Source organism: Helicobacter apodemus, from assembly GCF_000765745.2.
GTDB classification, from domain to species: Bacteria; Campylobacterota; Campylobacteria; order Campylobacterales; family Helicobacteraceae; genus Helicobacter_D; species Helicobacter_D apodemus.
Genome location: NZ_JRPC02000013.1, coordinates 1 through 15,425 on the forward strand (window position 1 = coordinate 1; position 15,425 = coordinate 15,425).

The 15,425-nt window shown below is 34.0% G+C and carries 19 protein-coding genes; 7 read left to right on the forward strand and 12 right to left on the reverse strand.

The window, feature by feature from the left end:
• Positions 1–66 precede the first annotated feature (66 nt).
• The 7 genes from LS72_RS05735 to LS72_RS05760 all read left to right on the forward strand — a co-directional run bounded on the left by LS72_RS05735 (position 67) and on the right by LS72_RS05760 (position 3,748).
• Positions 67–381, forward strand: a complete 315-nt coding sequence (locus LS72_RS05735) for a hypothetical protein (protein ID WP_138155167.1) — start codon at positions 67–69, stop codon at positions 379–381.
• Positions 363–776, forward strand: a complete 414-nt coding sequence (locus LS72_RS05740; RefSeq protein ID WP_138155169.1) for a hypothetical protein — start codon at positions 363–365, stop codon at positions 774–776. The genes LS72_RS05735 and LS72_RS05740 overlap by 19 nt, the downstream gene beginning before the upstream one ends.
• 197 nt (positions 777–973) lie before the next feature.
• A complete protein-coding gene (locus LS72_RS10835) occupies positions 974–1,123 on the forward strand; it encodes a hypothetical protein (protein ID WP_194145565.1) in 150 nt (49 codons plus the stop codon).
• A 3-nt stretch (positions 1,124–1,126) separates the two neighbouring features.
• A complete protein-coding gene (locus tag LS72_RS05745; protein ID WP_138155171.1) occupies positions 1,127–1,438 on the forward strand; it encodes a hypothetical protein in 312 nt (103 codons plus the stop codon).
• A 353-nt stretch (positions 1,439–1,791) separates the two neighbouring features.
• Positions 1,792–2,118 carry a hypothetical protein gene (locus tag LS72_RS05750; protein WP_034552736.1) on the forward strand — a complete coding sequence of 109 codons (327 nt, stop codon included), beginning with the start codon at positions 1,792–1,794 and terminating at the stop codon, positions 2,116–2,118.
• 37 nt (positions 2,119–2,155) lie between these two features.
• Positions 2,156–3,022 (forward strand): hypothetical protein, encoded by an 867-nt coding sequence (locus tag LS72_RS05755; protein WP_052087218.1) that lies wholly within the window; start codon positions 2,156–2,158, stop codon positions 3,020–3,022.
• A 66-nt stretch (positions 3,023–3,088) separates the two neighbouring features.
• Positions 3,089–3,748 carry a C39 family peptidase gene (locus LS72_RS05760; RefSeq protein WP_034552738.1) on the forward strand — a complete coding sequence of 220 codons (660 nt, stop codon included), beginning with the start codon at positions 3,089–3,091 and terminating at the stop codon, positions 3,746–3,748.
• 3 nt (positions 3,749–3,751) lie between these two features.
• Here LS72_RS05760 and mnmE read toward each other — a convergent pair whose 3' ends face one another.
• The 12 genes from mnmE to LS72_RS05820 form a co-directional block, all read right to left on the reverse strand.
• Positions 3,752–5,119 carry a tRNA uridine-5-carboxymethylaminomethyl(34) synthesis GTPase MnmE gene (gene mnmE, locus LS72_RS05765; protein ID WP_034552741.1) on the reverse strand — a complete coding sequence of 456 codons (1,368 nt, stop codon included), beginning with the start codon at positions 5,117–5,119 and terminating at the stop codon, positions 3,752–3,754.
• On the reverse strand, positions 5,100–5,810 hold the full coding sequence (locus LS72_RS05770; protein ID WP_034552744.1) for a Jag N-terminal domain-containing protein: 711 nt from the start codon (positions 5,808–5,810) through the stop codon (positions 5,100–5,102). Before LS72_RS05770 ends, mnmE begins: the two co-directional genes overlap by 20 nt.
• Complete coding sequence (yidC, locus tag LS72_RS05775; protein WP_034552747.1) at positions 5,811–7,418, reverse strand: membrane protein insertase YidC; 1,608 nt, start codon at positions 7,416–7,418, stop codon at positions 5,811–5,813.
• Positions 7,411–7,779, reverse strand: a complete 369-nt coding sequence (gene yidD, locus LS72_RS05780) for a membrane protein insertion efficiency factor YidD (RefSeq protein WP_084590122.1) — start codon at positions 7,777–7,779, stop codon at positions 7,411–7,413. Before yidD ends, yidC begins: the two co-directional genes overlap by 8 nt.
• A gap of 4 nt (positions 7,780–7,783) precedes the next feature.
• On the reverse strand, positions 7,784–8,116 hold the full coding sequence (rnpA, locus tag LS72_RS05785) for a ribonuclease P protein component (RefSeq protein WP_034552749.1): 333 nt from the start codon (positions 8,114–8,116) through the stop codon (positions 7,784–7,786).
• Between the two features lie 13 nt (positions 8,117–8,129).
• Positions 8,130–8,264 (reverse strand): 50S ribosomal protein L34, encoded by a 135-nt coding sequence (rpmH, locus tag LS72_RS05790; RefSeq protein ID WP_034552751.1) that lies wholly within the window; start codon positions 8,262–8,264, stop codon positions 8,130–8,132.
• Between the two features lie 95 nt (positions 8,265–8,359).
• Positions 8,360–9,580 carry an ABC transporter permease gene (locus LS72_RS05795; protein ID WP_034552753.1) on the reverse strand — a complete coding sequence of 407 codons (1,221 nt, stop codon included), beginning with the start codon at positions 9,578–9,580 and terminating at the stop codon, positions 8,360–8,362.
• Positions 9,577–10,266 (reverse strand): ABC transporter ATP-binding protein, encoded by a 690-nt coding sequence (locus LS72_RS05800; protein WP_034552755.1) that lies wholly within the window; start codon positions 10,264–10,266, stop codon positions 9,577–9,579. Before LS72_RS05800 ends, LS72_RS05795 begins: the two co-directional genes overlap by 4 nt.
• Positions 10,266–11,519: an efflux RND transporter periplasmic adaptor subunit gene (locus tag LS72_RS05805; RefSeq protein WP_034552758.1), complete on the reverse strand. Its 1,254-nt coding sequence runs from the start codon at positions 11,517–11,519 to the stop codon at positions 10,266–10,268. Before LS72_RS05805 ends, LS72_RS05800 begins: the two co-directional genes overlap by 1 nt.
• A complete protein-coding gene (locus tag LS72_RS05810; RefSeq protein WP_034552760.1) occupies positions 11,516–12,934 on the reverse strand; it encodes a TolC family protein in 1,419 nt (472 codons plus the stop codon). Before LS72_RS05810 ends, LS72_RS05805 begins: the two co-directional genes overlap by 4 nt.
• Before the next feature lie 55 nt (positions 12,935–12,989).
• The gene (locus tag LS72_RS05815; RefSeq protein WP_238700728.1) at positions 12,990–13,199 is read right to left on the reverse strand and encodes a hypothetical protein; all 210 of its coding nucleotides are present in this window, start codon (positions 13,197–13,199) and stop codon (positions 12,990–12,992) included.
• A 102-nt stretch (positions 13,200–13,301) separates the two neighbouring features.
• Complete coding sequence (locus LS72_RS05820; protein WP_034552764.1) at positions 13,302–15,425, reverse strand: heavy metal translocating P-type ATPase; 2,124 nt, start codon at positions 15,423–15,425, stop codon at positions 13,302–13,304.

Sequence of the window (15,425 nt, forward strand, 5' to 3'; positions counted from 1 at the left end):
GAGATAGAATCACTTTTTATACAAGATTCTCAACCTTTGGAGTTAATAGCCCTCTCTGATTAAGAGATGAAAACCACAGAGGGAGCGTGGTTGCCATTTGTTTCGATAATGGGTGGGGCTATTGGAAGTGGAATTGGAAATATTGCTTATCAATTAAGTATAAGGCGAAGCTGGAGCTGGAGTTCCTTTGGGTGGGCTGTGGCAAAAGGGGCGGTAATGGCTCCCATAGGCGGGTATGCTTGGAAGGCTGGGGTAAGAGCGTATAGGACATTTAGGAGATTACCTCCTGCTGTTGTTAAGCCAACACCTCCTATACGACAAAGCAGTAACTGCTGGCACTATACAAGGAGTTACTACTTTTGGTGGAATTATGGGGTATGATAGGTATAGATACCATCATCGATATCGTAGATAATTGTGTAATGAATAAGAATTTTTTTAGAGTATATCAAACAAGCTGGAAGTTGTTTTTTAAAAGAATGCTAAGAATAAAAAATAATGAAAAAAAGAGAGTCGTTTTAATCTTTCTTATTCTTTTTGCTTTGCCTGCATTGTGTATTTCGTTGCAATATTGGGTTGAGGTAGGAATATTCATTGCATTATTAATTATTCTCCTGCCCCTTATGGGGTTTTTATATTTTCCTATATTCCACAAATATCCCATAACTCCATTTTTGATAATTGCGATTCTTTTGTTGGTTTATTTATTGTTAGATGCGTTTTTATTATTTGCGTTTTATACATTGGGAGATATTTTTACAGGGTGGTTTGATTAGTTTTAAGTTTTAATATTTTTTAATAAAATCTCTATAAATCTTGTCATTTTTTTGTATGGATAGATATTTTCTAAAATATTGTTACTTTTTATACTTTACATAACTTTATTTTTAATTCCCTTTCTCACCTTAAGATTATTTTAATAGAGTTAAAAATAGAATAGTTTTATTAAAAATTACATTTTAAAGGGTTCATTATGAAAAAGACAATATTTAGTTTTTTAATCTTTATTGGTTTTCTTTCTACTTTGACTTTCGCACAAGATAGCAATTTTACACAACAAGAGATAGAATCACTTTTTATACAAGATTCTCAACCTTTAGAGTTAATAGCCCTCTCTGATTAAGAGATGAAAACCACAGAGGGAGCGTGGGTGCCATTTGCTGTGAGGATTGGTATTGGTGCATTTTATGGGGGTGCTCATAATATTGCTTATCAAATTGGTAAGAATCAAGGTTGGAGTTGGAGAAGCTTTCGTAGAGGTGTATATGCTGGGGCAGTTGGGTATAAATATTTAAAACCAATACAAATCTTTGCAAAATCAGCACTGGCTCCAGCAACGATGGGTGGAAGTTTGGTAGCTGGTAGAGTGATGACTAAATATGTGCAACCTCGCTTAGAATCTCTTAAGTCCCAATACCCTCAATATTTTAGGAGATAAAACGCTAAGTAAAAAACCAAAGATTTCAATATTGGAGATAATAAAGAAATGCTAAAGCGTCCAATTACACTCTCTCCAAGGAGTGTTTTATGGGGTATTGTGTTGTTTAATTTTATACTCGTTATTTTTGCATTTATTGTTGCCTATGGTTTTTATGGGTTTCCAATCAATCCTGCGTTGATACCTATTTTTATTATTTTTAATGCGTTAGTGATTTGTTATACCGAAGAGAGATGCCATAAATTCTTTGCCATTAGGATTTTTAGAATGAGTGGAAAGTTATGCCTTGAAGAGCTGTTGTATTTTATATTTATCTTGTCTGCCTCCATGTTTTTTTTATAAGGATATTATAAATGTTTTTTGCAAAATGTAAGATGATTCTAAATGCTCGAAGTTTTGTTAATGGTGAGGTCATCTTTTATACTATGATGTGTGTGGAATCTTCCCTTGTTATCATCTCCCTTATGTTCTTTGATACGCAATGGTGGCAATTTCTTGGAATGCTAGTTGTTATGCTAGAGACTATCTTTATCTTTTTGTGTTATCGCTATAGATACCATTCTAAGTTTTTTCAATTAGAGGGAGATAGGGGTCGTTTTACTAGATTTTATCAATGGATAGAGATTTATTTGCCTCTAATATTTTGGTTATTTTGTCCTATGAGCTGGTCTCTTACCTGATTTGCTCTTTAATGATTAATTTTTCAAAGGAGGTTTTATGCGGGTCTTATTATTCTTTTTTATTATTTTTTGTGCGTCTTTATCGGCGGATATGCCTTTGTTGGTAGAAGATCTAGTGAGTGGGAAGGGGAAGTTTAAGCTAGAAAGCTCCCTTAGCTATACGAATTCTAAAAGTCAGAATCTCTCTACAGGGGATCCCATTATCGTCCCTATTAGCAATACTGGTTTTGTGGCTATTCCCTCTAGCTTTGGAGAGAGTGAGCAAGAGAATGATAATCTTATTGGGACTTTAGGGATTAATTATGGGATAAGCAATAAAGCAGATATTTATATCCGCGGTAGCTATCTAGGGAGCTATAGGCAGCAAAAAGATCCTAGTATTTCTACAAATACCTTTACGCATAAGCCTATAGATAGTTGGCTGGGCGTGAATTATGAGTTTTTAAAAGATGATTCTAGTGTTGGTGTTTTAGGCTACATAGAAACCGCACTTTATGAGAAAAACCTTAATAAATCCTCCTACTTACACTCTCTACAAATAGGAAGTATTGTGTATAAAAGCATTGATCCTGTGGTTTTGGTTTTAAACACCACCTATCGCTATAGTCATAAACGCAAAAGCAAAGATGGAACTTATAAGCCCGGAAATGTGCTTTTACTTCATCCTAATGTTGGTTTTGCGGTTAATGAATGGATTACTCTAAGTTTGGGCTTTGAATGGCTTCATCAAAGGGCAAGTAAATTTGATGGTAGCAAAAATGGGCTTCATCGTAGCTTCCTCCAACCAACCTTTGGTTTGGGGTATGGCTTTTCTGAAGATAATATCTTAAATCTTAACTTTAAAGCCGCTACACAAAAAGATAGTAATAGCAGTGTAACTTTGCATTGGAGCTATACTTTTTAGGGCAAGGCTTTTAGGTTTATGCTTTAAGATTCCTCTTAAGGGATAAAAGTAAAAGGAGATGATGATTTGCAATGTTTTCAATTCAAGGTTTTATACTTTCTTTTATGGATTTCTTTGTTAGAGGCTAAGGATTATCGTTTTTTTATAAACTCCTCTCATACCCTTTCTGTAGGGGTAAAAAGCTATAAGGAATTAAGGGATGAAAAAATCATCAAACAAGATTTGGATTACTCTTGTGGGGCTGCTTCTTTGGCTACAATCCTTACTTTTTATTATGGTAGAGAAACTAGCGAGGAAGAGATACTTCAAGCAATGGATAAAGGGGATAATAAATCGAGTTTTGAGGATATGGCAAAGGCATTGCCGCAATTTGGATTTAAAGCACAAGGCTTTGCTGCGAGTTTTGAGCAACTCTCTAAGCTAAAGATTCCTGTGGTGGTTTATCTAAAGCATAGAAAGAGTGATCATTTTTCTGTAATTAGGGGTATTAATGAAAAGACTATATGGTTAGCCGATCCTTCACTTGGGAATAGAACTTTGAGTAAGGAGCAGTTTTTGGCGATGTATGATACAAGGGGTGAGCTTGAGGGTGGGGAGCTTTTTAGGGGAAAATTCCTTGCGATATTGCCTCTAGTTCATAAAGATTCTAAGCAGGATTTTTTTAACAATACTATCAAAAGACAGACTATTAATGCTAAGAAACAAATTATTTTTAGAGAATTTTAGGTGTTATTTGCCTAAGCAAAAATCACTAAACATTTTATCTAGCATTTGGGAATATTCATAGGGTTTTGTAAGAGAGGCAATGGCTTGTATTGCTTCATTGATATGGAAACTAAAGAGCTCTAATTCGCCATTTTGCAAGGGCATAATAGAGGATTGCAGTGCTTGTATGCAGGTTTGTATAGTTTCAAATTGGTATTGGGAAGTTAGCAGTAGGGTATGATTATCATCTTGGGAGCTTAAAATAGTCTTTAAATGGTTTTTAAGAGATTGCAAGGAATCTTTGTTTTTTAAAGAAAGCAATAAGGGCTTAAAGGGCGTGAGTTGTTGTTGGTTAAAGCAATTTTTTAAATCTATTTTATTGATAATAACAACAATTTTTTTAGAATCTTTATATTCTTTTAAAAGGTGCAAAATCGTTAAATCCTCATCATCTAAGATTCTACTATTATCAAAAAGCACAAGGAGTAAATCACTATCTTTAGCCTTCTCTAAGCTTCTTTGGATACCCTCATTTTCGATAATATCAGCGTTTTTTCTAATCCCTGCGGTATCAATTAGTCGCAATAAATGCCCATCTAGGATAAAATTTTCTTCAATACTATCACGAGTTGTGCCTGCAATATCACTAACAATAGCACGATTATCCTCTAGGAGTGCGTTTAAAAGAGAGCTTTTGCCAACATTGGGTTTGCCAATAATGCAAATTTTATAGCCTTCAAAGAGATTGCGTTTTTGGTAAGATTTTTCAGAGAGGCTAGAGAGTGTCTGTAATATAGAATCAAGTTGTTTTTGGATGCTTTGGAGTAGATTTTGCGGCAGTTCTTCATCGGCATAGTCAATAAAAACTTCGCTATGGGCTAATATCTTAAGGAGGGATTCGCGTAAGAGTTCGCAAAAATCTTGCATTTCTCCTTTTAAGTGTCGCATTAGCATTTTGTGGGCTTGTGCATTATTAGATTGGATAAGTTTAGCGATAGCTTGGGCTTGTGTTAAGTCGATTCTACCACCTAAAAAAGCCCTTTTTGTAAATTCTCCGGGTTTAGCAAGAATAGCTCCATATTTGATACATTCTTCTATAATGTTTTTTGCGATAAAAGTGCCTCCGTGGCATTGAAATTCTACTACATCTTCTGTTGTATAGCTATGAGGGCTTTTAAAGTAAATGATAATACATTCATCTAATAAAATGTTGTTTTCAAAATAGATTTTTGTAAGTTTTGCAAAGCGGGGTTGGAGAGTGGTTAAATCTTTTTTAGCAAGTTGTGAAGCTATGTCTAAGCTTCTAGTCCCGCTTAAGCGGATAACATTCAGTGAAGAGTTTCCGTAAGTGGTCGCGGGTGCTACAATAGTGCTATGCGTGATGGAAGTCATTAATGATAATATACCTTTGCCCATCGTTTGTCAAACGAAAGGCTATGTATTTATTGGGAAATTGCTCCCTTAATTGTGTAATGGCAATGTGGGCTAAAACTCCATCTAAAGGCTTAGTTTGTGCTTTACCTGTTAATTTAATTGTTTCAATAATGGGTAATAAATAATTTGCAATCATTTCTTCTTGATTCTTCAAAAATTCCGCAATTTCTAGCCTTACCATCAAGCCATGTTTGTGATTTATCCAATTAAAAAGCAAATAAGAAATAGCCTTGTAACGATAACCCTCTTTACCGATGAGTAAAGCAGAATCTTCTCCATCGAGTTTAATATATAAGGTATTTTCATCATAGGGCTTCACTAGGATTGTATGGATGTTATAAGGGAGTAGGCCTAGTAATTCTTTTAATTCTTGTTGGATAGTTTTTGCAATAATTGCTATATCCTTTTCTTGTCGTAAAGAAGATGGGGTTTTGTGTATTAAATGCTGTGGATTTTCTTTTTTAGATTCTTCTTTGGTGGTTTTTATTTTTGGTTCTACGCAAATAATAGAGGATTTTTTACCAAATCCTAAAAAACCTTTAGAAGGGTTTTGAATGATCTCATATTCTAAATCTATTACCGAGCAATTAAACTCATTAGAGGCTTTTATGAGTGCATCTTCTAAACTATCAGCTTCTATTTTTTTCATTTAAGAATCTTTTGGGCGATGTTTATGTTCTGCGATTTCTTTGGATTTTTTATAGGCTAAAGATTTGTTAATAGCAAGTTGTTGGAGGATTGAAAAAACATTATTAACAAACCAATAAAGCACTAGTCCTGAAGGAAAAGTAACAAAAAATATCGTGAAAATAAGGGGTAGGAATTTAAAGATTTTTTCTTGCATAGGGTCGCTAAAGGTTGTGGGTGTTAAATGTTGTTGTAAAAACATTGTAAGCCCCATCAAAATAGGTAATACAAAATAAGGATCCATAACCGATAAATCTTGTATCCATAAAAGCCACCCTGCACCTTTTAACTCTATGGCATTATATAAAACACGATAGATAGCAAAAAATACGGGTAATTGTAAGAGTAATGGCAAACAACCACCCATAGGGTTGGCTCCGTGTTTTTTATAGAGTTCCATCATATGGGCTTGGAGTTTTTGGGGTTCGCCTTTATATTTGGCTTGTATTTCTTTAAGTTTAGGGGCTAAATCTTTAAGTTTTTGCATAGACACCATACCCTTATAGGTCAGTGGATAAAGCACAATTCTAACAATAAGTGTGAGTAAAATAATAGCCCACCCCCAATTACCTGTTAGCTTGTAGAGTGTATCTAAAAGTAAAAAAAGAGGTTTTGCAAAAAAGGTGATGATTCCATACTCTATAACATCTGTAAGAGAGGGGTTAATACTCTCTAATACTCTGTGATCTTTAGGACCAATATAACCTGATAAACTAATATTTCCATTAGCACTAATAAAGGGCATAGGGTCTTTATTGCTATTATTTAAAATAATAGAATCTATATTTCCTTCTTGTTTAAAAAATAGGGTTGTATAGTATCTATCAACAGCGGCTAAGATAGTGGAGGCTTTGAAATTAGTTTGTTCTTTAGCATCTCCATCTTCTATAGTTGTGATAGTATTATCAGATTCTTTAATAATTACACCTTTAAAGATATAAGCATCACTTTCTACATTAGGACGCATTCCCGGAGATACAAAGTAGGCGTAGTTTTGTGGGGCATTAATATTTATCTCATAATATCCATTAGGATAAAAGGTAATATGCTTTTCAATGGTAATTTCTTGAAGTTTTTGTGTGAGTATTAGGGTTTGAGGATTGTCTTCTATTTGGATATTAGCGGTATTTGCTAAATAGGGTGTGCTAAAAGCTTGCTGATTGATTAGGGGGTCAGAAAATCTTATTTCTAAGGGCTTTGGGTTATCTTGTTGGGAAATATCTGTGGAGAAAAGTGGTAAATCTTGGGAGTCCTTTTGGTATTTGGTGTCTTTTAAAAAAGCTTGCGTGATTCTTCCTAATCTATCAATTTGGTATTCAAAATTTTTAGATTGAATGGTTGCAATAATTTCTTTTGTTGGATTATTACTTGTGGGGAGATTTTGTTGTATGGGTTGGGTGCTTTGCTCTTGTATAGTTTGTGGGATGGCGGAATTGGTCGTTTTGTTTTCTTGTTCTGTGGTTTGGGTGGGTTTATAAAGATAACTATAAGGGACAAAAAACAAGAGTGCTAAAATAACGGCAATTAAGATTCTTGCTTGAGAGCTTAGATTATCAATTTTATTAAACACTAGGATCCTTTGATAGATTTTTGATGATATAAACTTGTTGTTTTGTGAAGTTTTTTAGGCTAAAAAGTATAGGTTGTGTAGGGATTAGCCAAAAGTTAAAATGTTTTGGTGAAGTAAAAATGGGTTGTATAAAAAGCGTTGCTTTTGGATAATTAATCCCTCCTTGAAAAAACTGATTACAGCTTAAAATGCGTAAGAGTGTTTTATAAAAAGCCACAAAAGGATTATGGAAGTGGAAAATTTGTTTAGAGTATTCTGAACAACTAGGGTAATAGCGACATTTTGCACCCAATAAAACAGAAATATAACATTGATAAAAATTAATAATATTAATACTGACTTTACTTACTTTTTTTAACATAAATTTACCCTAATTTTTGCATTAAATTAAGTCTTAAAAGTGCATAATTATAGTTATTTCTTAAGGTTTCATAGGTAATTTTATCTACTCCGCCTTTAGCCAATAAAATCATATCTCCATTTTTTAGCTTTGGTATAGATTCCTTATAAATATTACGCAAACGTCTTTTTATGGAATTTCTACAAACCGCATTTCCTATCTTTTTAGAGACACAAAATCCTATTCTTTTTTGAGAATGGATATTCTCTTTAAAAAAAAGGATAAAATAGGGGCTATGCCATCTTTTTTGACTTTTATAAACACTTTCAAACTCTGCTTTTATTTTTAAAGTAACCAAAATAATTCCAATTTTAGAGAGCTAATTTTTTTCTTCCTTTAGCACGTCTAGCATTGATAATTCTTCTTCCATTTTTGTTTTGCATTCTGGCTCTAAATCCGTGAGTTCTTTTTCTGGGTGTATTATGAGGTTGATAGGTCCTTTTCATTAAAACTACCTTAATTTAAAATAAACTTTTATTCTATTATAAAATTACTTAAAACAAGTTTTTAATATCTATACTTCCGTATGAAATAAACTCTTTTATTCGTGCCTTAGAGCATCAATAGGATTAAGTTTTGAAGCTCTTTTAGCGGGAATATAACCAAATAAGATTCCAATAAAAGCAGAAAATAAAAAGGCAAATAGTGCAACACTATAATCAAAGCTAAAAGGAATATCCATTAAGTGGCTAATACCCAAAGAAGAAAAAAAGGCTAAAATAATCCCTAAGATTCCACCAAGAGAACTTAGGGTTATGGCTTCAATAAGGAATTGCAATAAAACTTCGCTTTGCAAAGCACCAATAGCTAAACGAGTCCCTATTTCTTTGGTTCGCTCTGTAACAGAGACAAGCATAATATTCATAATCCCAATGCCCCCTATAATCAAACTAACTCCTGCAATAGCACCTAAAAATAGTGTAAGATTATTCGTTGTATTTTTCATAATTTCAAGAATCTGTTTAGTATCCATAATTTCAAAATCGTTTTTTTGCCCCTTTTTGATATTGCGTATTTGTTGTAATGCCATAGAGATTTGATTAAGTGCAGTAGTGGAGTTAATATCATCTTTAAGGGATACCATTAAGCGATTAATATTATAAAGGGAATCAGATTTTGAGATACTTCTTTGGTAGGTTTTAAGCGGAAGTAAAATTACATCATCTTGATCATTTCCCCAAGCACCTTGTCCTTTGCTCTCTAAAACACCTATGCAATCACAAACAATATTTCCAAGTTTAATGCGAGAACCTAAGGCATTACTAAGATCGTTGTTGAAAAGGTTTTTTAAAACACTTCCACCAATCATACAAACATTACTTCCTGCTTTATATTCCTCTTTGCTAAAAGTCCTTCCTTGAGTAGTTTCCCAGTTTGTAGCGATGAGATAATCCTCATCAATCCCAAATATCTCTGTTTGCGTATTGTTTTGTCGGAATTGTGCTAAAAGACTTGTAGAGGTTACAGGAGCAATTGCACGAGTTAAATGCCCTACTTGGAGTTTTAAATCTTCTACATCTTTTAGCATAAATTGTTTTCTGCCACCTCTTCCAGGTGTTTGATCTCTTGCGGGAAATATAAGCAAAATATTGCTCCCTAAGCTGCTCATTTGCTCTGTAATAGCTAATGTCGTGCCATTACCTAAAGCAATCATAACAATCACTGCACCAACGCCAATAATTATTCCTAACATTGTTAAAAAAGAGCGTAAAAAATTCCTTTTAATTTGCCGAAAAGCTAGAAGAAAGGCATTTAAAATCATATATTGCCTTTTAAGTCTTGCTGGATTAAACCATCTAAAAAGAGTATTTTTCTTGTTGTGTATTTAACCATATCAGGTTCGTGGGTTACCATTAAGATAGTGATTTTAAAGTCTTTATTGAGCCTTGAGAGAATCTCCATAATTTCTATGCTTCTTTTTGTATCAAGATTCCCTGTTGGTTCATCAGCAAGTAAAAAAAGAGGTTTAGAAGCAATAGCTCTTGCAATAGCTACTCTTTGTTGTTGTCCCCCACTTAGCTCATTATTGCTATGGTTATACCATTTTTCTAATCCTACCATTTCTAAGGCTTCCATAGAGATTCTTAAACGTTCTTTTTTGGGTATTTGGCGATAAATAAGGGGGAGTTCAACATTTTCTAAAGCCGTTGTTTTAGGTAGGAGATTAAATCCTTGAAAAATAAAGCCAATATAATTTCTTCTTAAGAGAGCTTTTTCTTTGAGGTTTAAAGCACAGACATTAACACCGCAGAACTCATAGATTCCACTTGTTGGGCTATCGAGGGTTCCTAGAATATTTGCCATTGTTGATTTGCCACTACCACTTGGTCCCATTAGTGCGATAAATTCCCTTTGTTCTATTTGGAGATTTACTCCTTTTAAAGCTTCAAAAGTATGAGGGGGTTTTCCATAGCTTTTATGAATATTGCTTAATTGTATGAATTGCATTAGCTACCTTGTTGCCCTATGATAACTTGTGTGCCTGGTTGGATTAATTCGCTAGAGATTTGTGTGTATTCCCCATCGCTAATACCAACTTCAACTTCTATTTGTTTGGGTAAGTTATTTTCTAATATCCAAAGGGTTTTTCCTTGATTAGCCGCTGTTTTTTGCGGAGATTGTCTCCTTTTAACATTGTTTAAAGGATTGAAAGGATTTTTATTCTGTGTTTTGGTGGTGATTTTGGGGGTGAAATATAAGGCACTAGAGGGGACTAAAAGAACATTTTGTGCACTGGCTACTTCAATATCAGCTGTAGCACTCATTCCCGGACGCAAAAGTAAATCTTTGTTATGGACATAAATTTTTACTTCATAGCTTACAACGCCATTACTTGAAGTGCTAGAATTAGAACCATAATTGACACGATTAATTTTTTCTTCAAAGGTTTTTGAGGGGTAGGAATCTACGCTAAAATTCACTTTTTGTCCTACTTGCACTTTCCCAATATCTGCTTCTGAAACACTTGCGTTAAGCTCCATTTCTTCTAAGCTCTCTGCTACGATGAAAAATTCAGGAGCTTGAAAAGAAGCCGCTACACTTTGTCCAGCTTCAATGGAACGTTTTAAAATAATGCCATCAATGGGGCTTATGATTTGAGAGTTTTTTAAATCCACTTGGGTAGAGCGGATAGAGGTTTCAATTTCTTTAATATTTGCCTTTTTAATTTCTATATCACTGAGGGCTGCATTATAGGAAGTTTTTGCACTTTGTAATTCTAACATTGAAGGGGTTTTACCTTGCGTTTTTTCATAGAGATTTTGGAGTTGTTGGTATTGCCATTTTTTCTCTTCTAAAGCCACTTGAGAGCTTTTTAATTGAGCCTTTGCACTTTCTAATTGAGCTTGAAATCGGTAGAGATTTTGCTCAATACTCTCTGAATCAATTTTAGCTAAAACCTCTCCTTTGCTTACCCTATCATTAACATCTACAAAAACCTTTAAAACAATGCCTGAAACAACACTTCCTATAGAAACTTCATTGGTAGGAGAGAGTGTTCCATTAGCACTAATAGTGCTTGAAATATCCCCTAGGAATACTTCTTTAGTTTGGTAGATAATAAGGGGTGCTCTATTGCTAAAATAGTAGATTCCCCCACCTAAGAGGATAAGTATTAAAAGGGCTATAATCCACAATAAAAGGAATTTTTTATAGTTTCTTTTAGGATTTAAGTTTTGCAAAATATTTTCTGAAGTATTCATTGCATTCCTTTAGAGAGATAAAGATTACCGCCAAAAGCTTTAAATAATGTAATAAGTGCTTGAAGTTTAGCATTTGTTGAAGTATTAAGGTTTTTTTGTGAATTATTTAAAAAGGCAGTATTGTTTAAATGTTCTAAATCATCAATTAATCCCATATTTCTACGATTATTAGAGAAGTTATAATATTCTTTAGCGTTTTGTAGTCCGTGTTTGTTATTTTCAAGTTGTAATTGTGTATTTTGGGTGTTAAAAATGGCATTTTCTATTTCACTTAATGCAGTGTTTAAGTTTTTTTGTAAAGTTAAATAGGATTCTTTTAAGAGTGCATCTTGTAGCAAATAATTTTGTGTTAATTGGGTGCGATTAAGTAGGGGTGCGGTGAGTGAAGCCGCAAGCTGCCACGCAATATTTCCGCTATTTTGGGCAGAGGAGTGCAAAATTTCATTAATGTTTGCATTAAAGGATAAAGTAGGAAAAAGACTAGCTCTAGCATTGGCTTTATTATAAACTTGTGCATAGAGACTTTGGATACTTGCTTGAATATCTGGACGCGATAGAAGCACATCTGCTGGAATAGTGTCTGGGTTAAAGGGTTGAGGATTATGGAAGGCAAAAGAATCGTGAATATCAAAAGGCAGGTTGTTTAAATCTAGTAAAACTAAAAGTGCATTTTTGTTTTCTTCTAATTTCATTTTAAGAGATTCTAGGGTGTTTTGCTCATTATTGAGTGAATCTTGTTTGTTAAAAAGTTCTGTGCTATCTAAAAGACCATTTTCTACTTTAAGGTGAGTTAATTCTAAGGCTTGTGTTAGAGCAGTAATGTTTTGTTGGGTAAGGAGAATATTAAGAGCAGTTTCTCTAAGGGTAAAATAAAGACTTGTAACCTCTGCTAAAAGGCTAATTTCTGCATTTTTTAGATTTTCTAAACTTTGATAGTATAAGGATTCTTTAGCACTTTTATTCGCATTTAATCTCCCAAATAAATCTATCTCCCAAGAAAGTGTAGCCCCTATTTGTGTGCTTTGTGAGGAGTTATGAGTGGCATTGTTTTTGCTATGGCCATCATTAGTGTTGAGGTTTCCATTAAGGGTTGGAAAAAGTCCTCCCCAAGCACTTTTTAGTTGCGCTCTAGCTTGCTGTATTCTTGTTTGCATAATCTGTAAGTCAGTATTGCTTGATAATGCGATTTCATAAAGCTTTTCTAAGGATTCATCAAGGAATAGGGATTTTAATTGTTCTTTAGGAGCTAAAGAGGCTGTGAGATTGATATTGGTATCGCTAAGGTTTATAAGGATTTCTTTGTTAATAAAGTTTTGTGGGATTTTATGTGTAAGCTCCTGTGTGTTTGGGAGTTTAGCACAACCCAAATATAAAATTGCTATAAGAATACTTAAAAAATGTATCAAGTTTTTCATCCTTAAAAACTAAAATTTCATTACTGCAACTAAAAAGTTTAATAACAAGGTAAAGTTAGGAACTTTTATCTTTTAGCTTTGTTTTGGGGTAGAGAGAGGAATGCCATAAAGAAAATCCAATGAGTGCTATGCCAGCACCTATGTGGATTCTCTTTGCTAAAGTATGTCTTAAAAACAAAGCACTTCCAGCAGTAAGGAGTAAAGAGGTGCTCATACCAATTTTTGCTATTTCTCTTTTTTGTTCTAGTGAATCTTTAGTTTTCATCATCATTCCTTTTGTATTTTTTGTATTTATAATAAGTGTTTTTTAGGGTGGATGCTAATATAATTCCACTAAGTGTTGTAGCCATTAATAATAAAAGACGCATTATTTTTCTTTAATTTTTATTCTTTGTAAGGCGTTAAGGAGCAAAGCTATAGTTGTTCCATTATGCATAAAAGCAGTTTGGATAGCAGAGAGTTTTCCTAAAGTGGCAAGTCCTAAAATCAGGCTATTAACTATTACGGTAATTTTAAAGTTCCTATGCACTTTATTTAAGCACATAATAGCGATTTCTCTAGCTTCTGCAACCGCTTCTATATCATCATGTAAAAGCACAACATCCGCACTTGCTTTTGCAATATCTGCACCTTTATGCATACCAATACCCGTATCTGCACGGATAAGAGCGGGAGCATCATTAATCCCATCGCCGACAAATGCTACCTTTTTGCCCTCTTGCATAATTTGTTCTAAAATCTCCGCTTTTTGTGTAGGGAGTAATTCCGCATAATAGCGGTTAATTTCTAGCTCTTGGGCTATTTGTTTGGCTTTTTGTTTAGTATCTCCTGTAAGCATAATAATCTCTTTGACACCACTTTTTCTTAAACGTTCCAAAGCTTTTTTGGAATTTTCTCTTAGGGTATCTTTGAGTAAAATTACTCCTAGTAGTTGTTTATCATAGCCTATAAATAGAGGGGTTTCACCACTTGAGAGGATTTTTTGTATTTTTTTATTATGGGTGGCAAAGGGAATTTGCTCGTCATTTTCTAAAAAATGGCGACTCCCTATTACGACACTTTTCGCATTAATTTCGCTTTTAACTCCACGTGCTACTATAAAAGTTACTTCATCGTGGTGAAAGTGCGTAAATTTCTTTTCTTTAGCGGCTTTTACAACCGCTTGTGCTACTGGATGAAAATAATGCTCTTCAATGCTTGCAGCAAGGTTTAAGATGGTCTCTGGACTCCATTCTTTAGAGAAAGAATAAATATCTAAAACTTCTAAATCCCCTTTTGTTAAAGTCCCGGTTTTATCAAAGATAAAAACTTCACTAAGTTGCAAGGATTCTAAGCTTTTTGCTCCTTTTATAATAATGCCCTCTTTTCCTGCGCTAGAAATAGCAGATTTGAAAGTGACGGGTGTAGTAAGTTTCAAAGCACAAGAATAATCCCCTTGTAAAACACTAGCAGCACGCATTAAATCACGCGTAAAAAGATAAGAAAGAATGGCTAAACCAAAGGTAATAGGCACAAGAGAATCTGCCATTTTAGAAGCATTTAATTCCTGCGAGGATTTTTGGACTAGGGTTTCTTCAAGATAGCTTTTAATCCTTGCTGTAGCGGTATCTTTACCAATAGATTCAGCCCATACTTTGATTTTCCCCTCTTGAACAATGGTGCCAGATAGCACCTTATCTCCACGCACTTTTTGTGTGGGGGTTGCCTCTCCTGTCATAGAAATTTGATTAACAAGGGCTTCCCCTTCAATGATATGCCCATCAATTAAAATTGTATCTCCTGCACCGATAACAACAATATCACCAATTTTTAGGGTATCACTTGAGACTTTTTTAGTAATAGTTTTATTGTTTTCTTTGAGTTCAATCCATACTTCACCTGATGTTGGTTTAGCTAATTCTTTAATGAGGTCATCACTTTTATACATTGTCATTTCTTCTATATATTCGCCTAATGCCAACATAAAGTTTGTAGAATTTGCAGTTTTAAAGTCTTTCAAATAAAGAGAGATAGCCACTGCTAAAGCTTCTAAAGTGCGTGAATTAATGCCGTGTGCAAAAGTTTCTGTTACACCGCTTAAAAGCAAAGGCGCACAAGCTACAAGAGAAAATCCAGTTTGTATGGTTAGATTATTCAAAAAAGGTGAAAGCACAAGAGCGGTTCCAGCACGGGTTACTTCTGCAGAGCTTGGAATTTCATCCCTTAGAGCAATGTAACTTTCTTGTTTTTTAGGGTTTTTTGTTTGTAGAATATGTTTAAGTAAGGCTTGATAGATTTCTGTTTGGATGGTTTTTAAATCCCCTTGGTATTCAATAATAATATTATTTAAAATAGCATTAATCCTAAGGGAGGAGATATTTTCGATACTATCAAGTTCTACGCGTAGATGTAAAGGATTAATCGTTGAATCTTTTGAATAAGTATATTTAAATCTTGCTCGTTTTTTAGTTGAATGAATGAGGCTTAAAGTAAGTTCGTATTGTGCTAACAT